General features: G+C 61.3%; 28 protein-coding genes. 13 read left to right on the forward strand and 15 right to left on the reverse strand.

Going from position 1 to position 26,124, the window contains the following annotated elements:
* Positions 1-163: 163 nt before the first annotated feature.
* On the reverse strand, positions 164-1,492 hold the full coding sequence (locus tag ATI14_RS25510; RefSeq protein ID WP_016969834.1) for an LLM class flavin-dependent oxidoreductase: 1,329 nt from the start codon (positions 1,490-1,492) through the stop codon (positions 164-166).
* A gap of 204 nt (positions 1,493-1,696) precedes the next feature.
* Between ATI14_RS25510 and ATI14_RS25515 the strand changes: the two genes are divergently transcribed.
* Entirely contained in the window at positions 1,697-2,641 is a 945-nt protein-coding gene (locus ATI14_RS25515; RefSeq protein WP_031319594.1) for an aliphatic sulfonate ABC transporter substrate-binding protein, read from the forward strand.
* 73 nt (positions 2,642-2,714) lie between these two features.
* Positions 2,715-3,014: a YciI family protein gene (locus ATI14_RS25520; RefSeq protein ID WP_016969836.1), complete on the forward strand. Its 300-nt coding sequence runs from the start codon at positions 2,715-2,717 to the stop codon at positions 3,012-3,014.
* A 127-nt stretch (positions 3,015-3,141) separates the two neighbouring features.
* Here the strand turns inward: ATI14_RS25520 and ATI14_RS25525 are convergent, their stop codons facing one another.
* Genes ATI14_RS25525 through ATI14_RS25535 form a run of 3 tightly spaced genes read right to left on the reverse strand, consistent with a single transcriptional unit; the run spans position 3,142 to position 6,381 of the window.
* A complete protein-coding gene (locus ATI14_RS25525; RefSeq protein ID WP_016969837.1) occupies positions 3,142-4,617 on the reverse strand; it encodes an FGGY family carbohydrate kinase in 1,476 nt (491 codons plus the stop codon).
* A 5-nt stretch (positions 4,618-4,622) separates the two neighbouring features.
* A complete protein-coding gene (locus ATI14_RS25530; protein ID WP_080520083.1) occupies positions 4,623-5,555 on the reverse strand; it encodes a transketolase family protein in 933 nt (310 codons plus the stop codon).
* The gene (locus tag ATI14_RS25535; protein WP_016969838.1) at positions 5,545-6,381 is read right to left on the reverse strand and encodes a transketolase; all 837 of its coding nucleotides are present in this window, start codon (positions 6,379-6,381) and stop codon (positions 5,545-5,547) included. Before ATI14_RS25535 ends, ATI14_RS25530 begins: the two co-directional genes overlap by 11 nt.
* A 52-nt stretch (positions 6,382-6,433) precedes the next feature.
* Between ATI14_RS25535 and ATI14_RS31270 the strand changes: the two genes are divergently transcribed.
* The 8 genes from ATI14_RS31270 to tal all read left to right on the forward strand — a co-directional run bounded on the left by ATI14_RS31270 (position 6,434) and on the right by tal (position 13,943).
* The gene (locus tag ATI14_RS31270; RefSeq protein ID WP_130886747.1) at positions 6,434-6,691 is read left to right on the forward strand and encodes a hypothetical protein; all 258 of its coding nucleotides are present in this window, start codon (positions 6,434-6,436) and stop codon (positions 6,689-6,691) included.
* 51 nt (positions 6,692-6,742) lie between these two features.
* Positions 6,743-7,750, forward strand: coding sequence for an ABC transporter permease (locus ATI14_RS25540; RefSeq protein WP_016969839.1), 1,008 nt, complete (start codon positions 6,743-6,745; stop codon positions 7,748-7,750).
* A gap of 50 nt (positions 7,751-7,800) precedes the next feature.
* Positions 7,801-8,733 carry a sugar ABC transporter substrate-binding protein gene (locus tag ATI14_RS25545; RefSeq protein WP_016969840.1) on the forward strand — a complete coding sequence of 311 codons (933 nt, stop codon included), beginning with the start codon at positions 7,801-7,803 and terminating at the stop codon, positions 8,731-8,733.
* A gap of 13 nt (positions 8,734-8,746) precedes the next feature.
* Positions 8,747-10,255: a sugar ABC transporter ATP-binding protein gene (locus ATI14_RS25550; protein WP_016969841.1), complete on the forward strand. Its 1,509-nt coding sequence runs from the start codon at positions 8,747-8,749 to the stop codon at positions 10,253-10,255.
* Positions 10,256-10,410: 155 nt separating this feature from the next.
* On the forward strand, positions 10,411-11,175 hold the full coding sequence (locus ATI14_RS25555) for an SDR family oxidoreductase (RefSeq protein ID WP_016969842.1): 765 nt from the start codon (positions 10,411-10,413) through the stop codon (positions 11,173-11,175).
* Between the two features lie 21 nt (positions 11,176-11,196).
* Positions 11,197-11,997, forward strand: a complete 801-nt coding sequence (locus ATI14_RS25560) for an SDR family oxidoreductase (RefSeq protein ID WP_016969843.1) — start codon at positions 11,197-11,199, stop codon at positions 11,995-11,997.
* Between the two features lie 45 nt (positions 11,998-12,042).
* Positions 12,043-12,996, forward strand: a complete 954-nt coding sequence (locus ATI14_RS25565; RefSeq protein ID WP_016969844.1) for a sugar-binding transcriptional regulator — start codon at positions 12,043-12,045, stop codon at positions 12,994-12,996.
* A gap of 23 nt (positions 12,997-13,019) precedes the next feature.
* Positions 13,020-13,943: a transaldolase gene (tal, locus tag ATI14_RS25570; RefSeq protein ID WP_016969845.1), complete on the forward strand. Its 924-nt coding sequence runs from the start codon at positions 13,020-13,022 to the stop codon at positions 13,941-13,943.
* 99 nt (positions 13,944-14,042) lie between these two features.
* Here the strand turns inward: tal and ATI14_RS25575 are convergent, their stop codons facing one another.
* From ATI14_RS25575 to ATI14_RS25585, 3 genes are all read right to left on the reverse strand, one after another.
* On the reverse strand, positions 14,043-14,399 hold the full coding sequence (locus ATI14_RS25575) for a lysozyme inhibitor LprI family protein (RefSeq protein WP_016969846.1): 357 nt from the start codon (positions 14,397-14,399) through the stop codon (positions 14,043-14,045).
* 12 nt (positions 14,400-14,411) lie between these two features.
* The gene (locus ATI14_RS25580) at positions 14,412-15,596 is read right to left on the reverse strand and encodes a sugar transporter (protein ID WP_016969847.1); all 1,185 of its coding nucleotides are present in this window, start codon (positions 15,594-15,596) and stop codon (positions 14,412-14,414) included.
* A gap of 87 nt (positions 15,597-15,683) precedes the next feature.
* Positions 15,684-16,682 carry a bile acid:sodium symporter family protein gene (locus ATI14_RS25585; protein ID WP_016969848.1) on the reverse strand — a complete coding sequence of 333 codons (999 nt, stop codon included), beginning with the start codon at positions 16,680-16,682 and terminating at the stop codon, positions 15,684-15,686.
* An 85-nt stretch (positions 16,683-16,767) separates the two neighbouring features.
* Between ATI14_RS25585 and ATI14_RS25590 the strand changes: the two genes are divergently transcribed.
* The gene (locus ATI14_RS25590; RefSeq protein ID WP_080520081.1) at positions 16,768-17,556 is read left to right on the forward strand and encodes an AraC family transcriptional regulator; all 789 of its coding nucleotides are present in this window, start codon (positions 16,768-16,770) and stop codon (positions 17,554-17,556) included.
* A gap of 144 nt (positions 17,557-17,700) precedes the next feature.
* Here the strand turns inward: ATI14_RS25590 and ATI14_RS25595 are convergent, their stop codons facing one another.
* Entirely contained in the window at positions 17,701-18,714 is a 1,014-nt protein-coding gene (locus tag ATI14_RS25595; protein ID WP_016969850.1) for an ABC transporter substrate-binding protein, read from the reverse strand.
* Between the two features lie 164 nt (positions 18,715-18,878).
* On the opposite strand from ATI14_RS25595, the gene ATI14_RS25600 reads away from it, so the two are divergent.
* A complete protein-coding gene (locus tag ATI14_RS25600; protein ID WP_016969851.1) occupies positions 18,879-19,307 on the forward strand; it encodes a hypothetical protein in 429 nt (142 codons plus the stop codon).
* Between the two features lie 133 nt (positions 19,308-19,440).
* On the opposite strand, the gene ATI14_RS25605 is transcribed toward ATI14_RS25600, so the two are convergent.
* The 4 genes from ATI14_RS25605 to ATI14_RS25620 are packed head-to-tail and all read right to left on the reverse strand — an operon-like array spanning position 19,441 to position 22,041.
* The gene (locus tag ATI14_RS25605; protein ID WP_016969852.1) at positions 19,441-19,905 is read right to left on the reverse strand and encodes a nuclear transport factor 2 family protein; all 465 of its coding nucleotides are present in this window, start codon (positions 19,903-19,905) and stop codon (positions 19,441-19,443) included.
* A gap of 17 nt (positions 19,906-19,922) precedes the next feature.
* Entirely contained in the window at positions 19,923-20,882 is a 960-nt protein-coding gene (locus ATI14_RS25610; protein ID WP_080520080.1) for a saccharopine dehydrogenase family protein, read from the reverse strand.
* Complete coding sequence (locus ATI14_RS25615; RefSeq protein ID WP_016969854.1) at positions 20,879-21,280, reverse strand: VOC family protein; 402 nt, start codon at positions 21,278-21,280, stop codon at positions 20,879-20,881. The genes ATI14_RS25610 and ATI14_RS25615 overlap by 4 nt, the downstream gene beginning before the upstream one ends.
* A 17-nt stretch (positions 21,281-21,297) precedes the next feature.
* A complete protein-coding gene (locus ATI14_RS25620; protein WP_016969855.1) occupies positions 21,298-22,041 on the reverse strand; it encodes an SDR family NAD(P)-dependent oxidoreductase in 744 nt (247 codons plus the stop codon).
* Between the two features lie 138 nt (positions 22,042-22,179).
* On the opposite strand from ATI14_RS25620, the gene ATI14_RS25625 reads away from it, so the two are divergent.
* Positions 22,180-23,070, forward strand: coding sequence for an AraC family transcriptional regulator (locus ATI14_RS25625; protein ID WP_031319595.1), 891 nt, complete (start codon positions 22,180-22,182; stop codon positions 23,068-23,070).
* Positions 23,071-23,259: 189 nt separating this feature from the next.
* Here ATI14_RS25625 and ATI14_RS25630 read toward each other — a convergent pair whose 3' ends face one another.
* From ATI14_RS25630 to ATI14_RS25640, 3 genes are read right to left on the reverse strand one after another with little or no spacing between them, the layout of a single operon-like run.
* A complete protein-coding gene (locus tag ATI14_RS25630; RefSeq protein WP_016969858.1) occupies positions 23,260-25,002 on the reverse strand; it encodes an ABC transporter substrate-binding protein in 1,743 nt (580 codons plus the stop codon).
* Positions 25,003-25,035: 33 nt separating this feature from the next.
* Positions 25,036-25,308, reverse strand: coding sequence for a DUF2160 domain-containing protein (locus ATI14_RS25635; RefSeq protein WP_016969859.1), 273 nt, complete (start codon positions 25,306-25,308; stop codon positions 25,036-25,038).
* A gap of 11 nt (positions 25,309-25,319) precedes the next feature.
* Entirely contained in the window at positions 25,320-26,120 is an 801-nt protein-coding gene (locus tag ATI14_RS25640) for a carbohydrate ABC transporter permease (RefSeq protein ID WP_016969860.1), read from the reverse strand.
* Between the last annotated feature and the right edge of the window lie 4 nt (positions 26,121-26,124).

The raw sequence follows: 26,124 nt of genomic DNA on the forward strand, positions 1-26,124 counted from the left end.
CCGGGTTCGGCTTGGCTTTTCTGTGGGAGCTGGCTTGCCTGCGAAAGCGCAGTGTCAGCCAGCCTCTGTGTCACTGACAGACCGCATTCGCGGGCAAGCCCGCTCCCACAGTTTTGACCGGGTTTGGCTTGGCTTTTCTGTGGGAGCTTTTGCTTCACACCACTCAGGCCAAATCCTCCAACCCCAAATGCTCACGCAACGTCGCTCCTTCATACGCCGTGCGAAACAAGCCCTTGCGTTGCAGATGCGGAATCACGCTTTCGACAAACTCCGTAAACGACCCCGGCAGGTACCCCGGCGAAATCACAAACCCGTCACACCCGCCTTTCTCGAACAACTCCGCCAACTGTTCCGCCACCTGTGCGCCGGTCCCGACCAGTTGCGGCACGCGCACGCTGCTGGCAAAAATCCGGCCCAATTGTTCAAGGGTAAGATCCGCCCCCTGCATCAACAGTTTCTCTGCAGCAGCAGGATGAACCCGCGGCGACCGCGCGACCTCGGCCAAAGTCGCCGACAACGCAAACGGCGACAAGTCCACATTCAACTGCGACGCCAGCGTCACCAACCCCAACTCGGGGCGCGCCAGGGCGTTGTGCCGGTCACGCTTGGCGCGCGCCTCGGCCTCACTGCCGCCAATAAACGGCATCACCGCCGTCAGCACCTTGCAACTGTCGGCCGTCCGCCCCTGCTGCACCACTTGCGCCCGCACATCCTCGCGAAACGCATGCATCGCCGCCAAATGCGGGTGGATGGTAAAGATCGCTTCGGCCCAGCGCGCACCAAAACGCCGCCCGCGCCCGGAAGACCCGGCCTGAATCAGCACCGGCCTGCCCTGCGGCGTGCGTGGAATGTTCAGCGGCCCTTCGACCCTGAACCAGTCGCCCTGATGCTCCACCGAGCGGATCAACGCCGGGTCCGCCAGCACACCGCTTTCGCGATCGAGCTTGAGCGCATCCTTGCCCCAACTGTTCCAGAGTTTCAGCGCGACTTCGACAAACTCATCGGCGCGGTCATAGCGCAAATCATGCTCCAGGTGCTTGTCCTTGCCGAACAGGCGCCCTTCACTGTCGTTCATCGAGGTGACGATATTCCACGCTGCGCGGCCTTTGGACAGATGGTCCAGGGTGGCAAATTCGCGGGCGATATGCGCCGGCTCGTAATAGGTGGTGGAGCGCGTCGCGCCCAGGCCCAGTTTGCGGGTCTGGCCAACCAGGTAGGAGAGGATCGGCAACGGGTCAAGGCGCGTGGCGTCCTGAGCGCCGTAGCGCAACGCGAACTCGCGGGAGCCGCCCATCTGGTCGCCCACCGCCAGGCGATCGGCGAAGAACAGGAAATCGAACAGCCCCTCCTCCACCACCCGGGCGATGCGTGAGTAGTACTCGGGGTCGAGGTAATTGCCCACGGTTTCAGGGTGGCGCCACACCGCGTGGCTATGCACCACGGGCCCGCTCAGCAGGAATGCCGATAAATGGATTTGGCGGCTGGTCGTCATGGGAGGCCTTAATCAAAATATAGAGACTTAGCCGCGAAACTTATATTAGGAATCGTGCACTATGAAAGAAACCTATGATTCTATGGTTATGCCCGATTGCTCGAAAGGCTGAAAAACCGCCTTAAGCTCAGATCAAAAGAATATTTATCGAATACTTTTTAGAACTTTATGCTCAGTCTTATTTCGCTGAAGATCGAGCGCGCCATGCCTATTCGTCGTCCCCTTGCCGTTGTTCTGGGTTTGCTGGCCTTGTCTGTCGCTGCCAGTGCAGAAGCCCAGGAAACCCTCCGTATCGGTTACCAGAAATCTTCGACCCTGATCACCCTGCTGAAAACCCAGGGCACGCTGGAAAAGGCGCTTAAAGCCGACCATATCGACGTGAGCTGGCACGAATTCCCCAGCGGCCTGCCGCTGCTGGAAGCGCTGAATGTGGGCAACGTGGACATCAGCGCCGACGTGGCCGACACCGTGCCGATCTTTGCCCAGGCTGCCCAGGCCAAACTCACCTATTTTGCCCAGGAAGCCCCCTCACCCTCGGCCCAGGCCATCGTGGTGCGCAAGGATTCACCGATCCAGAACCTGGCGGATTTGAAGGGCAAAAAAGTTGCGGTGACCAAAGCCGCCGGTACGCACTATTTGCTGATCGCCGCGCTGGCCAAGGCGGGCCTGGCGTTCTCGGACATCGAACCGGCCTACCTGTCACCGGCTGACGGGCGCGCTGCATTCGAGAACAACAAAGTGGACGCCTGGGTCACCTGGGAACCCTTCCTCACAGGTGCGCAGCGCCAACTGCCGACCCGCACATTGGCCGATGGCGCCGGGCTGGCCAGCTACAAGCGTTATTACCTCACCGGCACGCCCTACGCCAAGGCTCATCCCGAGGTACTGAAAGTGGTGTACGCGCAATTGGAACAGGCCGGCAACTGGGTGAAAACCCACCCGCAGGACGCCGCCAAAGTGCTCGGCCCATTGTGGGGTAACCTGGATGCGGCCACCGTGGAAGCCGCCAATGCGCACCGCAGTTATCAAGTGCAGCCGGTGACGATCGATCAATTGGGCGAACAGCAAAAGATTGCCGATGCCTTTTTCAAGGCCGGGCTGCTGCCCAAGGCCGTGGATGCCAAGGATGTGCAGACCTGGCAGCCATGAAAGTTTCATTTGGCAACCCGAACGGGTTGCCGCATAAAGAGCGTTCTCTCCCTAACCGATCAGGTCATCGCGCATGATTTTCGCCATCCATGCACTGTATAAAGCCGACATCACCGAGCGGCGTGCGGCGTTGCTGTCCAGCCATCGTGAATACCTCGGCACCGTGTCCGAACGCATCGCATTTGCCGGGCCGCTGCTGGGCGCCGCGGGTGAGCCCGTGGGTTCGCTGATGGTGGTGGATTTTGATGATGAGGCCCATGTGCAGGCGTGGCTGGCGGAGGAGCCGTTTACCCAAAACGGACTGTTTGCGCAGTTGGATGTACAGCTGTTTCAGAATCGCTGGGTGCAGAAGGCAGGGTTTCCTGAGGTTTGAGCCCCCGCCCGGATAACTGTGGGAGCTGGCTTGCCTGCGATGGCGGCGGGTCAGTTTCATAGTAGGTGACTGACAGTCCGCTATCGCAGGCAAGCCAGCTCCCACCGTTTTTGATTTCCGTCAGGCCTTAGAGCAGCGTGCGAGTCAGGGCTTTTTTCCAGTCCTGGTAACGTCCCGCCATCGCCGGATCATCCTGCGGCTCAAACCGCTCGCGTTGACGCTCCAGTTCACCCAATGCCACATCACTCGCCCATACCCCCAGCGCCCTGCCCGCCAGGTGCGCCGCGCCCAGTGCCGACACTTCCGGCGACAGGCTGCGCACCACCGGACGCTGCAGCAAGTCGGCCAAAAACTGCATCAGCCAGCGGTTGCGTGTCGCGCCGCCATCGACCCAAAGCTCTTTGAGCGGGTTGCCAATGTCCTGCTGCATCGCCTCGAACACATCGCGAATCTGATAACCGATAGCCTCCAGCGAGGCCCGCACAATGTGAGCGCCGGAGGTGGCCTCCGTCAGCCCGCAGATCAGGCCGCGCGCCTCGGCCTTCCAGTGCGGCGCGCCTAACCCCGACAACGCCGGGACGAAATACACGCCGCCGTTGTCCGGCAGTTGCGCCGCCTGCTCGGTCAGGACATCCAGAGACGCCCCGGCGCCCAATCGCGAAGCCCACTGCACCGCAGCGCCTGTATGGACGATATTGCCTTCCATGCCAAAGGTGGGCTTGCCGCCTTCATGCCAAGCCAATGTGGTCGAGAGGCCGTGGGTGGACGCGATCGGACCGCTCATGGGCGTCATCAACGACGAACCGGTGCCGAGAGTCGCCTTGACCAGCCCCGGTTCAAAACCGCCCTGCCCGTACAAGGCGGCATGGGAGTCGCCGATCATCGACATTACAGGAATACCCGCAGGCAAGCCGCCCACGGCGACAGTGTCGGCGAAGAAACCCGCGCTGGGCCGAATCGGCGCCAGGGCAGCCAGGGGAATGGCGAACAGGTCCAGCAACTCAGGGTCCCACGCGCAGGTGTGCAGATTGAACAGTTGCGTACGCGCAGCGTTGGAATAGTCCGTGGCAAACACCTCGCCACCGCTGAGTTTCCACAGCAGCCAACTGTCCACAGTACCCAGGCAGATTTCACCGGCTGCGGCGCGGGCATGGCCGTTATCCAGATGGTCGAGAATCCAGCGAAATTTTCCGGCGGAAAACATCGGGTCGAGGGCCAGCCCGGTCTTTTCCAGAATCAGCGCCTCATGGCCGCGTTCATGTAGCTCGGCGCACAAGGCGGTGGAGCGGCGGCATTGCCAGCTGATGCACGGCGACAAGGGCTCTCCGCTGCGGCGGTCCCAGGCCACCACTGACTCACGCTGGTTACTGATGGCCAACGCGGTGATCGGCCGGTCCACCCGGGCCAGGCATTCTTCAATCGCTGCCAGGGTGTTTTGCCAGATCAGCAGCGGGTCCTGCTCGGAAAACCCGGCCTTAGGGTGGCTGATACTCAGGGGCCGCGAACCGCGGGCGATCACCTGCCCGAGCTCGTTGACCAGCACCGCCTTGGCATTGCTGGTGCCTTCATCTATCGCCAGAATCAGTGGCGTAAGGTTTGTCATGGTGTTCACCGCAACCGAGTGGCAGCCGCCACAATCCCAGCCGCGTCGATGTTATGCAAGGCGCGGGTCGGTTCGCGGGCGCCGGCGGCGGCGTATTCACCGTCGCCAATGCCCAGGCGGATCAGCGTAATGCCCAGCCCGGCTTCGGCCAGCACTTCGGCGACCAGGCTGCCGACCCCACCATTAATATTATGTTCTTCCACAGTGATCACCCCGCGGGTGCCTTTCAGCGCGCTGAGCAACACATCACGCTGCAACGGGCGGATCGACGACAGGTTGATCACCTGGGCCGCAATGCCCTGTTCTGCAAGCATGGCCGCCGCATCAACGGCTTCGTGGACCACCGAGCCGAGGGCGACGATGCTGACGTCTGTGCCCTGACGCAGGATGTCCACCTGACCGGGGGTGAATTGATAGTCGGCGCCATGCACATCGGGCAACGCCTTGCCGTCGAGCCGCACATACACCGGCCCGTCATAACGCAGCGCGTAATCCACAATCTGTCGGCATTCCCGCGCATCGGCCGGGGCGAAAATCTGCACATTGCCAAAACCGCGCATCACTGAAATATCGTCGAGGCTGTGGTGGGTACTCGCCAACGGGCCATAGCTGGTGCCCGCGTTCAGGCCGAACATCTTTACGTTGGCCCTGTTGTAGCAAACGTCGACCTTGATCTGTTCATTGGCCCGCGAGATCAGAAACGGCGCCGCGTTGCAGGTAGCTGCAATCTTGCCACCCAGCGCAAGCCCCGCAGCTACGCTGACCAAGGACTGCTCGGCAATGCCTACATTAATCAGGCGCTCGGGAAAGCGCTGGGCAAACGGGCCGATCTTCGCCGTGGAAGTGGAGTCGCTGACCACCGGCACCACGTCCAGCCCGGCATCGACCGCCGCCATAAAGGCGTCCACCACGACGCTCGCCAGATGTTCACTCGCCATGACTCAACTCCTCCAGTGCCGCGTTGATTTCATCACCCTTGGGCACGCGGTGGTGCCACTCGGGCCGGGCTTCGATAAATGACACGCCCTTGCCTTTAACGGTGTGGGCGATCAGTACTTGGGGCGCGCCGCTGTTGGCCTGCATGCTTTCCAGGGTGCTGATCAACTGGCCCACATCGTTGCCGTCGCACTCGCTGACCCTGAAGCCGAAGGCGGCCCATTTCACGTCGAGCGGGTCCAGCGGCATGATCTCGGCAGTCAGGCCGGCCAGTTGCAGCTTGTTCTTGTCGACAATCACAAACAGGTTATCCAGCTTGTACTTGGCCGCCGCCATCGCCGCCTCCCAGTTCGAACCTTCGGCCAGCTCGCCGTCGCCGGTCAGCACATAAATACGTTTTTTGCTGCCGGACATCTTCGCCGCCAACGCCAGCCCCACCGCCACCGGCAAACCGTGGCCAAGGGCGCCGGTGTTGAGTTCGATGCCGGGGGTTTTCTGACGCACCGGGTGGCCGGGCAGGTGGGAATTGAAATGCTGGTAAGTGGGTAACCAGTCCGTGGGGATGTAGCCCGCCTGCGCCAGGCAGCAGTACAACCCGCCCACGCCATGGCCCTTGCTCTGGATATAGATATCCCGCTCAGGGTCCTCCGTGCGTTCCGGACCGGTGTTGAGAACACGAAAATACAGGGTGGCAAGGATGTCGGTTTCCGACAGGTCCGCCCCGGTGTGCCCGCCTGCCGGTGAATCGGCGTTCAGGCGGATGACGTGGCGCCGGATCAGCCGGGCCTGTTCTTTGATCTGGTGGGCGTCGTACTGGAAGGCATTCATGCAGCGGCTCCTGTGGGCTGACCACGTGAGGTGAAAGCGTCTAAAGCTGTGTTTGAATATTTATTCAGCAGTGACAATATATTTCTATTTAGACGCCGAACCTGAAGCAGGTCAAGTGAGGGATGCACTGAAAAATGAAATAAAAGTCGAAAATACCCCTCGGACAGACGGCCAAAATCCCGCTCCGGCTTATCTATCCCGTGGCTTTGCGCTGCGTGAAAACACCGATTTAGAGGCATGCATGAAAAAATCAGCGCTTGACTTTGGCAAGGTGGCACTGGAATCTGAATTAACAGTCAAGCACGCATAAATATTCATGCCGTTTGAATGAACTCCAAAAAAAATAAGTCAGGAGAACAACGTGGACGCCAAAGCTACTGTCCAGCACCCGGCCGAACTCAAGCCGCCTCACCGTCCGCGGCTGGTAAAACTGCTCCCCAGCAATATCGGCGGCCCGCTGATCGGCCTTGTGCTGCTGGTGCTGGTCTTCTCCTTCAGCTCCGAATTCTTCTTCTCCTTGCGCAATGGCCTGAACATCCTCGATCAGGTCACGGTGCTGGGCATTCTGGCGATTGGCATGACGGCAGTGATCGTGATCGGCGGCATCGACCTGTCGGTCGGCTCGGTGCTGGCCTTCTCGATGATGATGCTTGGCTGGCTGTATCAGGATCAGGCGGTGCCACTGGGCTTCGCGATTCCGATCTCGATTGCCAGCGGCATGCTCGCCGGGCTGGTGTCCGGGGGCTTGATCACCTACGCCAAGCTGCCACCGTTCATTGCCACGCTGACCATGATGTCGGTGGCCCGTGGCCTGGCGAATATCCTCACCGAAGGCCGGCAGATCGTCGGCTATCCGGACTGGTTTACCAGCCTGGCCACGGTGCGCCATTTCGGTTTCCTCTCGGCCACGGTCGGCTTGTTTCTGGTGATGCTGGTGGTGGCCTGGGTGTTCCTGCGCTTTCGTGCCGGTGGCCGCAACCTCTACGCCATGGGCGGCAGCCCGGAAGTGGCGCGCCTGTCGGGCATCAAGGTGCGCGCGATTACCTTGTGGGTGTATGCGGTCAGCGGCGCCCTCGCCGGGATCGCTGCCGTAACCCTTGCCGCGCGTCTTGATTCATCGCAACCGAGCGCCGGGCTGAGCCTGGAACTGGACGCCATCGCCGCCGTGGTGATCGGCGGCGCCAGCCTCAGCGGCGGTGTGGGCAGCATCGGCGGCACGCTGGTCGGCGTGCTGATCATTGGCGTGTTGCGCAATGGCCTCAACCTGCTCGGCGTTTCGCCCTTCATCCAACAAGTGGTGATCGGCGTGGTCATCGCCCTCGCCGTCACCATCGACACCCTGCGACGCCGCTCCAGCACTGCCCGTTAAACCTGTTCGACAGTTGACACCCTCCAACAATAAAACCAGGAGTCACCGACATGTTCAGCCCCAAGAAACTGCTCATCGCCACCGCGCTCGCCGCCGCCACCCTCACCGCCGCCGGCACCACCTGGGCCAAGGACCTGACCATCGGCCTGGCCGTGGCGAACCTGCAGGCCGACTTCTTCAACCAGATCAAACAATCGGTGGAAGCCGAGGGCAAGGACAAGGGGATCAAGGTGATCACCGTGGACGCCCAGGGCAACTCCTCCACCCAGGTCAGCCAGATTGAAGACCTGATCACCCGCCAGATCGATGTGCTGATCTACATCCCGGCCGGTGCCACCGCCGCCGGTGTACCGGTGAAAGCCGCCAAGGCCGCGGGTATTCCGGTGATCGCCGTGGACCGCAACGCGCCGGATGCACCGGGCGATACCTTCATCGCCAGCGACAGCGTGGCCGGTGCCAAAACCCTGGCCGAGTACGTGGGCAAGATCACTGACGGCAAGGGCCGCATCGCGATCCTGCAAGGCCAGCTCGGCACCACACCGGAAATCGACCGCGCCAAGGGTTTCGAAGAAGGCCTAAAAGCCTTCCCGGACCTCAAGGTTGTCGCCCAACAACCGGCTGAATGGGCCCAGGATAAAGGCTTCGCCGTGGCCCAGGACCTGCTCCAGCGTGACCCGAATATCAGCGTATTCTTCGGCCGCGCCGACGCCATGGCCCTCGGTGCCGCCCAAGCCGTGAAAGTCGGTAACCTCGATCACAATGTCGTGGTCGTCGGTTTCGACGGCGACGTGGCCGGTCTCAAGGCTGTAGAGAGCGGCGTACTGGACGCCACCATGACCCAGCAGACCCAGAAAATGGGGCGCCTGGCCGTGGCCTCGGCGATTGACCTGAAAGCCGGCAAAGCCGTACCCAAGGAGCAACTGCTGCCGACGGTGCTGACCACCAAAGAAAACGTCGCGCCGTTCCTGCAACAGCACCCGTAAGCCGGAGGTGATCATGCGAGCAGCAGCTCTGGAAAACGCCCCCGACGCGGTGCTGTGCCTGCGCGATATCAGCAAGGCCTATGGGCCGGTGCAGGTGTTGTCGCAGGTCAATGTGGACATTCGCCCCGGTGAAGTGCTGGCCCTGCTCGGCGAGAACGGCGCCGGTAAATCCACCTTGTCGTCGATCATCGCCGGGCTGGTGCAACCGGAAACCGGGGGCAGCATGACCTGGCTGGGTGCGCCCTACGCGCCGGCTTCACCGGGGGCAGCATTGAGTGCCGGGATTGGCCTGATCCACCAGGAAATCCGCCTGCTGCCGCAATTGTCAATTGCCGAAAATATCTTTGTTGGCCGCCTGCCCATGCGTCACGGGCGGGTCGACCGCGACTACATCGAGGCCCAGGCGCAGATCCAGCTGGAGCGCCTGGGCCTTAAAGTGCCCGCCTCGCGCAAGGTCGAAGGGCTGAGCGTGGCGGCGCAGCAACTGGTGGAAATCGCCAAGGCGCTGACCCTCAAGGCGCGTCTGTTGATTCTGGATGAACCCACCGCCGCGCTGGGTGGCGAAGAAACCGAGCTGCTGTTTCAGCAGGTTGAACGACTCAAGGCCGAGGGTGTTTCGTTCATCTATATCAGCCATCGTCTGGAAGAAATCGCACGTATTGCCGACCGCGTACTGGTGCTGCGCGACGGGCGCCAGATTGCCCTGCATGCCACCGCGCAGGTGCCGGTGCGTGAGTTGGTGGAGCAGATGGTCGGGCGCAGTCTGGAGCGGATTTTCCCCACGCTGCAGGCGCCGAAAGACCAGGTGATGTTGCAGGTCAAAGACTTGAGTTGCCATGAGTTTGCCTTGCATGGCATCGACTTCAGCGTACGCGCCGGCGAGGTCTTCGGCATTGCCGGTGTGGTCGGTGCCGGGCGCACGGAGCTGGTGCGCACCATCGCCGGCGCGGCCCGGGACATCAGGGGCCATATGGTGCTGGATGGCGAGGTTCGCCAGTTGCGTTCGCCGTTCGAGGCGATTCAAGCCGGTGTGGTGCTGGTGCCCGAAGACCGCAAACAGCAAGGTGTGGTGGTGGAACATCGCATCGAAGACAACCTGATTTACGGCAACACTGACCTGCTAGACAAACGCGGCTGGGTGTTCCCTGCCCCGCTGCGCGAATTCGCTCGTACCGCAGTGGCACGGCTGGGCGTGAAAGGTGCGCCGCAGTCGCGCATTTCCAGCCTGTCGGGGGGTAATCAGCAAAAGGTGATCATTGCCAAATGGCTGGCGCGCAATCCCAAGGTGTTCATTTTGGACGAGCCTACCCGTGGTATCGACGTGGGTGCACGGGCGGCGATTTATGAAGTGATCGCCGACCTTGCAGCCAAAGGGATGGCAGTGATTGTGGTGAGCTCGGACCTGGACGAAGTGCTTGGGTTGTCCCATCGGGTGATGGTGATGAGCCGGGGGCGGCAGATGGGGATTTTGGAGCGTGGCGAGGCGACACCGGTTTCGGTGATGGAAATGGCCACGGCCTAGTGCCCTACCCTCGCAAACAATGAAGATCCAATGTGGGAGCTGGCTTGCCTGCGATAGCGGAGGGTCAGCCAATGCAGATGTGACTGAGCTACCGCCATCGCAGGCAAGCCAGCTCCCACAGGGGTTCGGTGTTATTTCAAATAATGGAGTCGTTCATGCAACTTTTTAGTCTTCACGGCCAGGTAGCCTTTGTCACCGGCGCAGGCAGCGGGATTGGCCAGGCCATTGCTGTTGGATTGGCCGAAGCCGGCGCCGATGTGGGGTGTTTTGACTTGCCCGGCAGCCCCGGCATCGCCAATACGGTCGAACGTATCCAGGCCCAGGGCCGTCGTGCCCTGGCCCTGAGCGGCACTGTGACCGACCGCGCCGCCCTCGACGCCGCCGTCGCGCGCACCGAATCCGAACTCGGCGAGCTCAGCGTGGCCGTCAACTGCGCCGGCATCGCCAATGCCCAGGCCGCCGAAGACCTCGAATTGCAACGCTGGCAAGCCACGCTCGACATCAACCTCACCGGTATTTTCCTCAGCTGCCAGGCCCAGGCTGCCGTGATGCTGCCCCGTGGCAAAGGCGCCATCGTCAATATCGCGTCCATGTCCGGCAGCATCGTCAACCGCGGCTTGTTGCAAGCCCACTACAACACGTCCAAGGCTGGAGTGATCCACCTGAGCAAAAGCCTGGCGATGGAATGGGCCGACAAGGGCCTGCGGGTCAATTGCATCAGTCCCGGCTACACCGCCACGCCGATGAACTCGCGACCGGAAGTGGCCGACCAGGTGAAGATTTTTGAACAGACCACGCCCATGGGCCGCATGGCAGGCGTGGAGGAAATGGTGGGACCGGCGATTTTCCTGGTCAGCCAGGCCTCGTCTTTCTGCACCGGTGTCGACCTGCTGGTCGATGGCGGTTTTGTCTGCTGGTAAACCTTATTGGAGCCCTTTGTCATGTCGCAACGTTTCAGCGGTAAAACCGTGGTTATCACCGGCGCCTGCCGTGGCATAGGCGCAGGCATTGCCGAGCGCTTTGCCCAGGAAGGCGCCCACCTTGTATTGGCCTCCAATGATCTGGAACGCGTGACCTTCACCGCCAACCAACTGGCCGAAGAATACAAGGTCGAGACCCTGGCGCTGGGCATCGATGTCACCAGTGAAAGCGACATCGAAAAGCTCTACCGCGAAGGCCATGCGCGGTTCGGCAGCATCGACGTATCGGTGCAGAACGCCGGCATCATCACCATCGACCACTACGACAAAATGCCCCGCGCCGACTTCGACAAGGTGCTGCAGGTCAATACTACCGGCGTGTGGCTCGGTTGCCGCGAAGCCGCCAAATACATGGTCAAGCAAGGCAGCGGGCGGCTGATCAACACCTCGTCCGGCCAGGGCCGCCAGGGTTTCATCTACACACCCCACTACGCCGCGAGCAAAATGGGCGTGATCGGCATCACCCAAAGCCTGGCGCTGGAACTGGCGCGGCATAACATCACGGTTAACGCGTTTTGCCCCGGCATCATCGAGAGCGAGATGTGGGACTACAACGACCGGGTCTGGGGCGAGATTCTCAGCACCGAGGAAAAACGCTACGGCAAGGGTGAACTGATGGCCGAATGGGTCAGGAACATCCCCCTGCGCCGCGCCGGCAAACCTTCGGATGTAGCCGGGCTGGTGGCGTTTTTGGCGTCCGATGACGCGGCTTACTTGACGGGCCAGGCAATCAATATCGACGGCGGCCTGATCATGTCGTAAGGGTTTGGTATCCTCACCGGCATTGATACATCTACCGAGGCCTTCATGAGCCAGATCGAAGAACAGCGCCTGATCACCAAGATCGCGAGCCTCTATTACGAAGAAGGGCTCAAGCAGTCCGAGATTTCCACGCAGCTCGACCTTTCCCAGTCGTTTATCAGCCGCGCCCTGCGCCGGGCGCTGCAGGAAGGCGTGGTAAAGATCAGCGTGATGCGCCTGCAAGGCCTGCACCTGGAGCTGGAAAACCAGTTGCAACGTCGCTACGGCGTGCGCCAGGTGATCGTGGTGGAAGCCACGGAGCCGGGCAATGACGAAAGCATCAAGCAGGCGATCGGTTCGGCGGCTGCGCATTATCTGGAAACCAGCTTGTCTGCCCAGGACCATATCGGCATTTCGTCGTGGAGCAGCACCATCCGCGCCATGGTCAGTCACTTGCACGCCCAACCCGGCAAACAAGGGGCCCAGGAAGTGGTGCAACTACTCGGTGGCGTGGGCAACAAAGGTGCCTTCGAAGCCACCCTGCTGACCCAGCGCCTGGCCACCCTGCTCAACTGCCCGGCATTTTTGCTGCCCTCGCAAAGCATCGAACAATCGGTGGAGAGCAAGCAGCGCATTGTGCAGATGGAAGAGGTCAAGGAAGTGCTGCAACGCTTTGACAGCATCACCCTGGCCATCGTCGGCATCGGTGACCTGGAACCCTCGCAACTGCTGCGCAACAGCGGCAACTATTACACCGAAGACATGCTGCGCTTGCTGGCCGAGCGCGGCGCGGTGGGCGATATCTGCCTGCGCTACTTCGACGCCCAGGGCAACCCGGTGCTGGAAGAAGACGAAGAGTTCGTGGTGTCGGTGGCGCTGCCCAAACTGCGCTCGATCCAGCGCGTACTCGGCCTGGCCGGCGGCCTGAACAAGGTGCAGGCGATTCGCGGTGCGCTCAAGGGCGGCTACCTCGATATCCTGATCACCGACCTCGACACCGCCCAGGCCCTGAACCACTAACCCCTTTCAGGAGGCTGCCGCCCATGAAGTCCAAGCTCGAACAACTCAAGCAATTTACCACCGTGGTTTGCGACACCGGCGACCTGGAAGCCATCAGCCGCCTGCGCCCGGTAGACGCCACCACCAACCCTTCGCTGTTGCTCAAAGCTGCCGCCATCCCGCAATACGCCAAGCTGCTGCGAGATGCGGTGAACCTGTCCAAGGGTAATGTGGACTTGGCCTGCGACCATTTTGCGGTGTCGGTGGGCGCGGGCATTCTGAAGGTGATTCCGGGGCGCATCTCTACTGAAGTCGATGCACGCTTGTCCTTCGACGAAGAGGCGCTGTGGGCCAAGGCCAACCAGTTGATCGCCCTGTACGACCAGGCCGGTGTGAGCCGCGACCGCGTGCTCATCAAACTGGCCTCCACCTGGGAAGGCATCCGCACCGCCGAACGCCTGGAAAAGGCCGGCATCCAGACCAACCTCACCCTGCTGTTCTCCTTCGCCCAGGCCGTGGCTTGCGCCGACGCGGGCGTGTTTCTGATCTCGCCGTTCGTGGGCCGTATCTACGACTGGTACCGCAAAAACACCGGCCTGGATTACACCGGCGCCGACGACCCGGGCGTGCAGTCGGTGACGCGCATCTACAACTACTACAAGGCCAACCAGATTCCGACCGTGGTCATGGGTGCAAGCTTCCGCACCGTGAGCCAGATCGAGCAACTGGCCGGCTGCGACCGCCTGACCATCAGCCCGGATTTGCTGCAAAAACTGGCTGACGATAACGGCACGCTGGAACGCAAACTGGCGCCAGGCGTCGACGGTGAAGCACGTCAACGGTTCACCGAAGCGCAGTTCCGCTGGGCGTCGAATGAAGATGCAATGGCGACGGAGAAACTGGCGGAAGGGATTCGCCAGTTTGCGCGGGATCAGGAGAAGCTGGAGGCGGTGTTGGCGGCGTTGTAAGGGGCTAAAACCGCAGCGGTCAAAGGTGGGAGCTGGCTTGCCTGCTCCCACAGAAAAGCCAGCTCCCACAGATTGCTCTTTGCCTGCTGGATGGCTGGCTCAGAACGGCCCTTTCGTCATCACCCGCTCATCAATGAACCCGCGCAACAGGCCTATCCGCTGCGTATAAGCAGCGCTCAGGCAACTCACTTTCGCCCCGCAGGCATGGCGCCTCTTGAGCCACTCGGCTTGCCCGTCCATCAATGAACCGCGCCCACCCATGGCCATAAAGTGCTTGTTCAGGTCGTAGAGCAACGCCATGGTCACGTCCTGGTCGTTGAGACTGACGTTCTTGCAGATGGTGATTTCGTCAGACGCCCTGGCTTTGGAACAGTCGAAACTGGCGGCGAAGCTTGAAGGGCTGAACAGCAGCGCCGCTGCACTGGCAAACAGCGCAAAAACAACAGGTTTGATCATCACAGTCACTCCTCAGTTACGCGCAACACCCGTCCCGAACCGCCGAATCGCCAGGCAATACCCGATCAGCGCCACCGCCGCCAGCAGCCCACCTGCCGCACCGATCCAGGCGAAGCCGAAATGGCTGCCGACCCAACTGCCCATCAGGGCGCCGCCGCCGATACCGATGTTGTAGATGCCGGAAAACATCGCCATGGCCACGTCGGTAGCGTCCGGCGCGAGCACCAGCACCTTGGACTGCATGGCCAGGCCGAACCCCATGATGGCCATGCCCCAGAATACGCTCAGCACCACCAGGTAAGACTCGGCGCCGCTCAGGGGCAGCAGCAACGCCAGGCACGCGGCGAGCAGGAACACCGCGCCGACGACAAACAGGTGGGGATTGAAGCGGTGCACCAGGCTGAACAGCAGTGAGCCAATGATGCCCGCGCCGCCGAACACCAGCAGGATCAGGGTTACGGCACCGCCGCCCATGCCGGCCACGCCTTCGACGAAGGGTTCGATGTAGCTGTAGGCGGTGAACTGTGCGGTGACGGTCATGGCGGTCAACACATACAGCGCCACCAGCGCCGGACGCTTGAACAGCAGCGGCAGGCTGCGCAGGGAGCCGGAGTTCTGGCTTGGCAGCAACGGCAAGGTGCGCGCGAGCCAGAACACCAGCGCCGCTGCGAACGCGCCGATCACCAGGAACGTGGTGCGCCAGCCCATGGCTTCACCGAGCAGACGGCCCAGCGGAATGCCCAACACCATCGCCAGCGAGGTGCCGGTGGCCAGCAGCCCGAGGGCTTGCACCTGCTTGCCTTCCGGCGCCAGGCGCACGGCCAGCGAGGCCGTGATCGACCAGAACAACGCGTGAGACAGGGCAATGCCGATACGGCTGAGCATCAGAATGCCGAAACTGGTGGCGACACTGGACAGGACGTGGCTGGCGATAAACAGGCTGAACAACACGATCAGCAGTTTGCGCCGCTCGACGTTGCGGGTCAGCAGCATCACCGGCAACGAGGTCAGCGAGACGATCCAGGCGTAGATAGTCAGCATCAGGCCGACGCTGGCGATAGGCATGTCGAAGCTGGCGCCGATGGCGCTGAGCAGCCCGACGGGTACGAATTCGGTGGTGTTGAACACGAAGGCGGCCAGCGCCAGGGCGATGACCGGTTGCCAGTTGGCTTGGGGGGTTGCGGCTGAAATGCTCATTTACGGGTGTCGTACTCGGTTTCCGCGTTGATCAAGCCGACCCAGTGCCGGCCCTTGAGCAACGCGGAAAAATAGTATCACGACACTTCAGGGATCGACTTGCCCCATCAGCTCCGGAATCGACTCCGGGCGTTTGGCGTAACGCTGGGCCAGCGCCGCGCAGACCATCAACTGGATCTGGTGAAACAGCATCAGCGGCAGAATCAGCACGCCCATGGTTGCGCCGGCAAACAGCACCTGCGCCATCGGCACACCGGTCGCCAGGCTCTTCTTCGAACCACAGAACAAAATGGTGATGCGGTCTTCCTGGCTGAAGCCGAAAGCCTTGCCCAGCACAGTTGACGCTACCAGCACCAACGCCAGCAACACGCAGCACGCCACCACCAGCCCACCGAGTTCCCACAGCGGAATCTGGTGCCAGATGCCTTCATTGACCGCCTCACTGAACGCGCCGTACACCACCAACAGGATCGAGCCCTGATCGACGAATTTCAGCCAGGCCTTGTTGCGGGCAACCCATTCGCCGATCCAGCGTCGGGCAATTTGCCCTGCGACAAAAGGAAGCAGCAGTTGCACGCTGATTTTCAGGATCGCATCGACGGTAGAGCCGCCGTCACCGTGCACGTTGAGCAATAAGGTCACCAGCAACGGCGTCAGGAAGATGCCGAACAGGCTGGAGGCCGCCGCGCTGCAGATCGCCGCCGGGATATTGCCGCGTGCCAGCGAGGTGAAGGCAATCGCCGATTGCACGGTGGCCGGCAATGCGCAGAGGTAGAGCATGCCCATGTACAAATCTTTGCCGATCAGCGGCGACAACACCGGTTTGAGTGCCAGGCCCAGCAGCGGAAACAGCACAAATGTCAGGCTGAACACCAGCAAATGCAGGCGCCAGTGGCCGGCGCCGGCGACGATGGCCTGGCGCGACAGTTTGGCGCCGTGCAGGAAAAACAGCAGCGCGATGGCCAGGTTGGTGACCCAGCCAAAGGCCACGGCGGTTTGGCCGCTGGCAGGCAGCAGGGACGCGAGGATCACCGTGGCGATCAGGGTCAGGGTGAAATTGTCGGGTAGAAAACGCGGGCGGGTCATAAGCAAATCTTCCAGGGGTTGCCAAGAGCATCGCTGCGACTCTAACGTAACGGCTTGTTACCGACTAACGCCAATGAGCCAGTAAATGCCGCCTAAAGGACATGAAAAGACCGTCCGCCGCAGTGTGCCCGGGCTTTCCAGCCTGCCACGGCCGGTGTATGGGCGCACCGAATCCCTGCCCAACCGGGCGCTGACCCGCCGCCACAGCCACCCGTGGGTGCAGTTGTCCTACGCGATTTCCGGGGTGCTGGAGATCCAGACCGGCGCTGGCCGTTTCGTCGCCCCGCCGCAGCGCGCCGTGTGGATTCCGGCGGGCGTGCCGCACCGGGTGTACAGCTCGCCCCACACGGAAATGCGCAGCCTGTACCTCGATTGCAGCGTGACCGCGTGGGCTGCAACCCATTGCCATGTCCTTGAGGTGAGCAGTTTATTGCGCGAATTGATCCGCAGCTTCGGCGAATTGCCGGTGGAATATGCCGAAGACGGGTCGGATGGGCGCCTGGCGCAGGTGGTGCTGGACCAGCTTGCGGCGGCGCCTCAGGTGGATTTGATGCTGCCGCTGCCCCTGGACACGCGTTTGCGGCAGATTTACCGCAGCCTGAACCTGCATCCGGAGCAGCAAACGACCTTGGGTGATTGGAGCCGGAAACTGGGGGTGAGCGAAAAAACCCTCAGCCGGTTGTTCCTGAGCGATACCGGCCAGACCTTCAGAGCGTGGCGCCAGCGGCTGAGGCTGCTGACCGCCCTGCCCGCCCTGGAGCAAGGCGAGCGGGTGACAGATGTGGCGCTGGCCAGTGGTTATGAATCCACTTCAGCGTTTATCAGTGCATTTCGCCAGCAATTTGATGCCACACCGGGTGAGTTCTTCCGCTGACTGACAGGCGACACAAATCAAATGTGGGAGCTGGCTTGCCTGCGATAGCAGTCTCTCAGTGAAAACAGTTGCTGGCTGATACACCGCTATCGCAGGCAAGCCAGCTCCCACCTTTTAGACTGCATTGCAAAGGCCTGGAAAGGCTCAGCTGCCATTCCCGCCATGGGCTTCTTCAAAGAAGTAGTCCTTCCAGCTCGCTGCCTTGTTTTTCAACACGCCCAGTTCCTGCAGTTTCTCGGCATAGATAAAGGTGCGTTGCGGCACGATGGTGAAATCGATTTCCGGGTCCTGGACGATTTTCTCCACCAGGTCCAGCGGCAGCTTGGATTCCTCTACGCGAATATAGGTTTTGGCCGCAGCAGGCTTGTCGGCCTTGATGATCTGCTCGGCCTCGGCCAGGGCATCGTAGAACGCCTTGTAGGTCTTGGGGTTTTCGTCGTGGAATTTCTCGGTGGTGTACAGCACGTTGAACGATGCCTGCCCGCCCAGAATGTCGTAGGAGCTGAGCACCTTGTGCACGTTGGGGTTCAGCAGCTCCTGGTACTGGAACGGCGGGCTGGAGAAGTGCGAGTTGATTTCCGAACCGCCGGCAATCAACGCCGCCGTGGCATCCGGGTGGGCGAGGCTGATGGAGATATCGTCGAACTTTTTGTAGTTGGCATCGCCGAATTGCTTGGCGGTTTCGATCTGCAAGGTGCGCGACTGGAAGCCCACGCCGGCGGCGGGCACGGCGATGCGGTCTTTTTCGGTGAAGTCCTTGAGGGTCTTCACGTTCGGGTTATTGGTGAGCAGGTAGTTGGGCATCGAGCCCAGGGAGGCGATGGCCTTGACGTTCTGCTTGCCCTTGGTGCGGTCCCACAAGGTCAGCATCGGCGGCACACCGGCCGACACCACATCCAGCGCGCCGGCCAGCAGCGATTCGTTCATCGCGGTGGCGCCGGAGATGCTGTTCCATTCAACCTTGATGTCCAGGCCCTGTTCCTTGCCGTGTTTCTCGATCAGGTGCTGGTCGCGCACCACGTCGAGAATCAGATAGCCGATACCGAATTGCTGGGCGATGCTGATCTTGCCTTCGGCCTGGGCGCCGGTGCTGAGCAAGGCCGTCGCAGCGGCCAGGGACGCGGCCAGGAGGGCCAGGGAAGTACGTTTGAGGGTCATGGAGAATCTGCCGCGCTTTTGAGAAGGTGAACGAGGGTAGCCAGCATTTTTAATACTGGAAAAGAATATCGGGATCTATTGTTATGCAAATAGTCCCCAAAAACCCCTGCGGCTGGTATCGTGCCGCGCTTTGAAACACAGCCGAACCTGCGAGGAAATGGACGTTGAACACTGACGAAAAAATGACCGGAGACCTGTTCGAGGTCGATAAGCGCCTGTCACTCAAACCCGTGGTGGACTTCAACGCCTACCTGCGCAGCGCGTTTGGCGACGGCCCGTGCACCTGCGTACGCTGCACCGCCGCCGGTGGTGATGAAAGCGGCTACGCGTTCCAGCACACCTTCACCTTCGACGCCAAACCCACCCACCGCCGCTTCGCCTCCACGGCGGGCAGCGATGTGTTGATGGCATTGAAGAAAGCGTGGTTGTCGTACACCAAGGCCGAATTGCCCCTCAGTGGTGTGCTGGTGCTGGACACGGTGAAAGAGTTTGTCGAGCCGCAGTTGCATCGGCGTTTGGCGCCGCTGTTTTTGGCCGGTGAGTTGGTCAAGGACGTTGAGGGCGAACTGCAGATTCAACCGCAAGCTGCGTAACGTCGAAAACATCACCCATCAAAATGTGGGAGCTGGATTGCCTGCGATGGCGGTACACCAGGCAGAGATTTGTGGGCTGACAGACCGCTATCGCAGGCAAGCCAGCTCCCACAGGCGATCTGTGGTGCAGGGTTTAAACACCCGCCAGCACTGCCGGATCACCCGAGCGCCAAATGTTATCCACGGTGACACGCTGGATCAGCCACAGATTTTCCTGGCGGACCAGTTCAACGTCATAACGGTTCTTCATCAAATAATGTAGCGACGAATCACTTTTGGGCACGTGCTGCGCCTCCACCAGTGCGTCCAGGCGGGCGCTGTCGCCATCGAGCGTCACACGCGGGTTGCTCACCGAATGCGTGGTGTCGAGCTGGCTGAGTGCGCCGGATAACGCGGCGACAATGGTCTCCCGACCTTCCAGCACCGGGTATTCAAAACCGGCCTTGGCAGCGGCGGGCCGGAAATCAGAGACGGCATCGGCGGTGAACGCCGAGGCGAGCAGCACCGGGTCATGCAGGTCGATGCCTGCGGCGAAGCGATAAAGGGTGTCGACAACCGTGAGCTTGTCGGCGGCTGTTTGAAGGTTGAAAGAGGTCATGGGGTTTTCCTGTGGGTTCAGTAATCGATGATCCGCGTGCCGGCAATTGTCTGGGCAAAGCCCACACCGAACAGTTTCGCGGGGGTTTCAAAGCCGGCACGGCGTTCGCCGCTCAGCACCCGGCGCGCCGCTTCCACGGCGGCCAGCGGGGTGTAGCTGTAGCCATTGACGGTTTCGATCACCGAACGCGCAACCGTGCCGTCGGCACCGGTAACTTCGGCCACGGCGCGGGCGCGATGGGCGTCACGCTGGGTTTGTGTGGGGCCGTCGGGCAGCAGTGACAAATCGCCTTCGGGGAAAGCCTCGCCGGTGACGTGCACGAACATCGCAATATTCGGGATGGCGCTGGAATGCCAGGCGCTGACCAAATCACCGAAGGACAACGGCGCACATAGCGCCAGGCCGTCACCGAAATCCAGGTGTTGCAGTGGCGCGTCGGGGGTGGCGACCAGTTCGCCGTCGACGCGCGCCATCACGCCTGCACCGATGATCTCGCCCACACTCATCGCCGAGCCGCGCGACATCGTGCCGGGCACCTGCAAGGCGATTTTCAGTACGTGCGGCTGCTGTACGCGGCTGGCAACATGCATCGCCAGGCAGTCGGTGGGTACCACGTCCCAACCGACGCCGGGCAGCAGCATGACATCCGCCCCGCTGCCGAGTTGTTCAGCGAGGCGGTACACGTTGATCTCGGCGGTGATGTCCAGATAGTCGGTGCCGCTGGCGATGCAGGCGTGCATCAACGGTTCGGCGGTGTGAGCGAAGGGGCCGGCGAAGTTAAGCAATACGTCGATACCGTCCAACTGGCTTTTTTGCGCGCTGAATACGCGGTAAGGCACGTCCAGATGGGCGGCAAGGGCTGCCAGCCGGGGCTCGTTGCGCCCGGCAATCACCAGGTTCAGGTTGAGCTTTTTCGCCTGCTCGGCCGCCATGCGCCCGGTGTAGCCGGTGGCGCCGTAAATCATCAATGTTTTCATGAAGTGTGCTGCCAATTCTTGTAGACGAATTCAAGGCTGTAGCCGTCCGGGTCGAGGACGTTGGCCGCGTAATAGTTGGGGTCGTAGTGCAGACGCGCACCCGGCGCGCCATTGTCGGTGGCGCCGTTTTCCAGCGCAGCGGCGTAGGCTGTTTCCACCTCGGCGCGGCTTTTGGCGACAAATCCCACATGCACTGCCCGCCCCTCGACCACGCCTTCGCGCAGCCAGAAAAACACACGCCCGTTGGCGCCAAAGCCCTTGAGGTCCGGATGTCCGGGTGGGCCGTCCTTGCCGTCGTAGTCAAGGCGCGCGGTGATGCCTAATGGCGCGAGCGTTGCTTCGTAGAAGCGGATGGAACGCTCGATGTTGCTGACCGAAATAAACAGATGGTCCAGCATGGTGGTGGCCTCGCAGTTCAGATGAGGTAGCCGCCCGCGACTTCGATAGTCTGGGCATTGATCCAGTGGCCTTCTTCCGACAGCAGCAGCGCGATTACCCGTGCCACGTCTTCCGGTTCTCCTACGCGACCCAAGGCGGTTTGCCCGGCCAGCAGCGCTTCGAACTCATCGTTCAAACCGCCGCCCAACTCGGTACGAATGGCACCCGGCGACACGGCGTTGGCACGGATGCGGCGGTCGCCAAACTCCTTGGCCATGTAGCGGGTGAGCACGTCCAGGCCGCCCTTGAACGCGGCGTAAGGTGCAACACCCGCTGTAGCAACACGCGTTGTGGCACTGGTCAGGTTGACGATGCTGGCGTGCTGTTGCAGCAGTGGCAGCAAGGTTTGGGTGAGAAAAAACGGGCCTTTGAGGTGCACGTTGAACAGGCTGTCGAATTGCGCTTCGGTCACGCTTTCAAGAGGGTTGAACAGCCCGTAACCGGCGTTGTTCACCAGCCCGCTCAACGTCCCTACGCCCCAAGTGGCATGAAGGGACTGCACAACGGCATCACGGAAGGCTGCGAAAGTGCTGACATCAGCCACATCCAGTTTCAACGCCACGGCCTTGCCGCCCGCCGCCTCAATACGCTGAACCACCGCCTGCGCCGCGTCCGGGTTGCGGTTGTAAGTGAGTATGACGCCATGCCCCTGGCGAGCGCACAGCGCAGCAGTACGGGCACCGATGCCACGGCTGCCTCCGGTTATCACGATGACGCTCATGGCCTGCTCCACTGTCGGAAAGTTGAGTGACCACAGTAACGATCGCCTTGAATGCCGACGCAGCCGTTCCTGCCTCAATCCTGCCTGTTTCTGCTTTTCGCTTGCGCAGCGCGCGTGGTAAGGAACAGCATGGCCGCCATGAATACTCAATTGATCGAACTGCGCGCCTTGGCCGCAAACGCCGAAAACCGCCGCACCGAGACCGGCATCCCGCGCGTGGCGATGGTTCAGGGGGCGATTCCGGAACATATGCTCGCGGCCGTTTACGAGCCGATGATCAACCTGATCCTGCAGGGCACCAAGTGCATGACCGTGGGCGACCGCACGCTGCACTATGACCCCGCGACCTATTTTGTGATGTCCATTGAGCTGCCCGCCGTCGGGGTGGTGAACCCGGCGGCGACCGGCGAGCCCTACCTGGCGGTAAGCCTGACCCTGGACCCGACGGTGCTGACCACCTTGCTCAATGACCTGCCGGCGCCAAGCGGGCGTTGCGAGCAGGAGGCCGGGTTTTCAGTGGCCGCCGTGACACCGGCGCTGATGGACGCGTGGGTGCGCATGCTGCGCCTGATGGGCGACCCGGTGGCGATTGCCGCGCTGGCACCGGCCTATGAGCGAGAGATTCTTTATCACGTGTTGCAAGGCCCGCACGGCTGGATGCTGCGTGAGATTGCCGCACCGGACACCGCCATGGCGCGGGTCAGCCGGGCGATTCAATGGATTCGCAGGGACTTTGCCGAGTCGATCCGGGTGGAAGCGCTGGCGCAGGAAGCGGCGATGAGTGTTTCGGCGTTTCACCGCCATTTTAAGGCGGTGACCAACTTTAGCCCGTTGCAGTATCAGAAACGTGTACGCCTGTTGCAGGCGCGCACCTTGATGGTGGCCAGCGCCAGCAGTGTGACCAGCGCGGCGTTTGAGGTGGGGTATGAAAGTGCGACGCAGTTCAGCCGCGATTATGCGCGGGTGTTCGGGTTGCCGCCGGCCAGGGATACGGCGCGGATTCTGGCCGATAACAGAGGTCGGGCCTGAACTCACTATGGCCTGCGGGCTTGTGTGGCGAGCGGGCTTGCCCCGCGTTGGGGCGCGCAGCGGCCCCATTACAGGCGACCGAGTTCCTTCATATAGGCCTCAGTCGCCTGTTTTTGGGGCTGCTTCGCAGCCCAACGCGGGGCAAGCCCGCTCGCCACAGGAAGCCAACTCTCTACTGAGAGCCTGTGATTACTTACGCGCCGCCTCCCACGACTTCAGCAAATCACCATAAGCCACGGTTTCCCCTTTGGGCTTCTCGTTCGCCAGTTTCGGCTTCGGTGCGCCCGGTTGGTCGAACCAGTATTGCGCATCACGCTCGGGGTTCATTTTCGGGCCACACACCGGTTGCACTTTGGAGCGCTCCAGACGCGTCATGATCGCGTCCTGCTCCTTGGCCAGGTTGTCCAGCGCCTGTTGCGGGGTCTTCTCGCCGCTGGCCGCTGCCGCGATGTTGCTCCACCACAGTTGCGCCAAACGTGGATAGTCCGGCACGTTGGTGCCGGTCGGCGTCCACTCGACGCGGGCCGGGCTGCGGTAGAACTCCACCAGACCACCGAGTTTCGGCGCCAGGTCGGTCATGGCCTGGGAGTTGATGTCAGACTCACGAATCGGCGTCAGGCCAACGATGGTTTTCTTCAGCGACACGGTTTTCGAGGTCACAAACTGCGCGTACAGCCAGGCCGCGAGTTTCTGCTTCTCGGGCGTGGACTTGAGGAAGGTCCAGGAGCCTACGTCCTGATAACCTTTCTTCATGCCCTTTTCCCAGTAAGGTCCGACAGGCGACGGCGCCATGCGCCATTTCGGCGTGCCGTCGGCGTTCACCACCGGCAAGCCCGGTTTGGTCATGTCGGCGGTGAACGCGGTGTACCAGAAGATCTGCTGGGCGATGTTGCCCTGAGACGGCACCGGGCCGGATTCGGAGAAGGTCATGCCCGCCGCTTCCGGTGGCGCGTAGGCTTTCATCCAGTCCACGTATTTCTGCGTGGCAAACACCGCGGCCGGGCCGTTGGTGTCGCCGCCACGGGTGACGCTGGAGCCCACCGGGTGGCAGTCCTCCACGCGAATGCCCCACTCGTCCACCGGCAAGCCGTTGGGCAAACCCTTGTCGCCGCCACCGGCCATGGAGAACCAGGCATCGGTGAAACGCCAGCCCAAAGACGGGTCTTTCTTGCCGTAGTCCATGTGCCCGTAAATGCGTTTGCCGTCGATTTCCTTGACGTCTTCGCTGAAGAATTTGGCGATGTCTTCATAGGCCGACCAGTTCACCGGCACGCCCAGTTCATAGCCGTACTTTTCCTTGAACTTGGCTTTCAGCTCCGGGCGCTCGAACCAGTCGGCGCGGAACCAGTAGAGGTTGGCGAACTGCTGGTCGGGCAACTGGTAGATCTTGCCGTCGGGCGCGGTGGTGAAGGAAATGCCGATGAAGTCCTTGATGTCCAGGGTCGGCGAGGTGAAGTCCTTGCCTTCGTTGGCCATCAGGTCAGTGATGGATTCGGTCTTGCCGTAGCGAAAGTGCGTACCGATCAAGTCGGAATCGTTGACCCAGCCGTCATAGATGTTCTTGTCGGACTGCATCTGGGTTTGCAGCTTCTCCACCACGTCACCCTCCTGCAGCAAGTCGTGGGTCAGCTTGATGCCGGTGATTTCGCTGAAGGCCTTGGCCAGTACCTTGGATTCGTACTCGTGGGTGGTAAGGGTTTCCGACACCACGTTGATCTTCATCCCACGGAACGGTTCGGCAGCCTTGATAAACCATTTCAACTCTTCGAGCTGTTGGGCGTCGGTGAGCGTGGACGGTTTGAACTCACTGCCGATCCATTTTTTCGCGGCATCTTCATACGCATCGGCCCAGGCCGTAGCGCTCAAACCACTGAGGGCCAGTACGGCGGCCAATGAAATGCTATGTCGCAGCTTATTGTTTTTATCGAACATAGAGACCTCCTGGTTGTTTATTCAAGCGGAGCACTAGCCCCAACGCATCACACACAACAGCCACACCAGGGACAGCGCAGTCGCCACCCAGATGCTCCAGCCGGTTACGCCAATCACCAGCAAATGCAGGTAGGCGCTGCCGAGAAGACCAATAAACAGGCGATCACCACGGGTGGTGCTGATCGGTAAAAAGCCGCGCCGGGGGATGCTCGGCGAGCGCAGCTCCCAGGTGGTCATGCCCACCAGAATCAAGGCTATGCCCGCAAAAAACAGCGCGGTGGGGGTGGTCCAGGCCATCCATTCCATCATCGACTCCTCTAGACCCGGCCCAGGGCAAAGCCCTTGGCCACGTGGTTGCGAACAAACCAGATCACCAGCATGCCCGGCAGGATGGTCAACACCCCCGCCGCTGCCAGCACGCCCCAATCGATGCCCGACGCCGAGACCGTGCGCGTCATCACCGCCGCAATCGGCTTGGCGTTGACCGATGTCAGGGTGCGCGCCAGCAGCAATTCGACCCAGGAAAACATGAAGCAGAAAAACGCGGTGACACCGATGCCGGAGCCGATCAGCGGGATAAAAATCTTCACGAAGAACTTGGGAAAGCTATAGCCGTCGATGTAGGCCGTTTCGTCGATTTCCTTGGGCACTCCCGACATGAAGCCCTCCAGAATCCATACCGCCAACGGCACGTTGAACAGGCAATGCGCCAGCGCCACCGCGATGTGGGTATCGAATAAACCAATCGACGAATACAGCTGGAAGAACGGCAGCAAAAACACCGCCGGTGGCGCCATGCGGTTGGTCAGCAGCCAGAAAAACAGGTGCTTGTCGCCCAAAAAGCGGTAGCGCGAAAACGCATAGGCTGCCGGCAGCGCCACGCTCAGGGAGATCACGGTGTTCAGGCTCACGTAATACAGCGAGTTGAGGTAACCGGTGTACCAGCTCGGGTCGGTGAAGATCACCTTGTAGTTCGCGAGGGTGAATTCCTGCGGAAACAGCGTCAGCCCGCCGAGGATTTCGGTGTTGCTCTTGAAGGACATGTTCAGCAGCCAGTAGATCGGCACCAGCAGGAACAGAATGTAGATCAGCAGCGGAATAACCTTGCGCTTGCTCATGTCT

The organism is Pseudomonas tolaasii NCPPB 2192 (genome assembly GCF_002813445.1).
GTDB classification, from domain to species: domain Bacteria; phylum Pseudomonadota; class Gammaproteobacteria; order Pseudomonadales; family Pseudomonadaceae; genus Aquipseudomonas; species Aquipseudomonas tolaasii.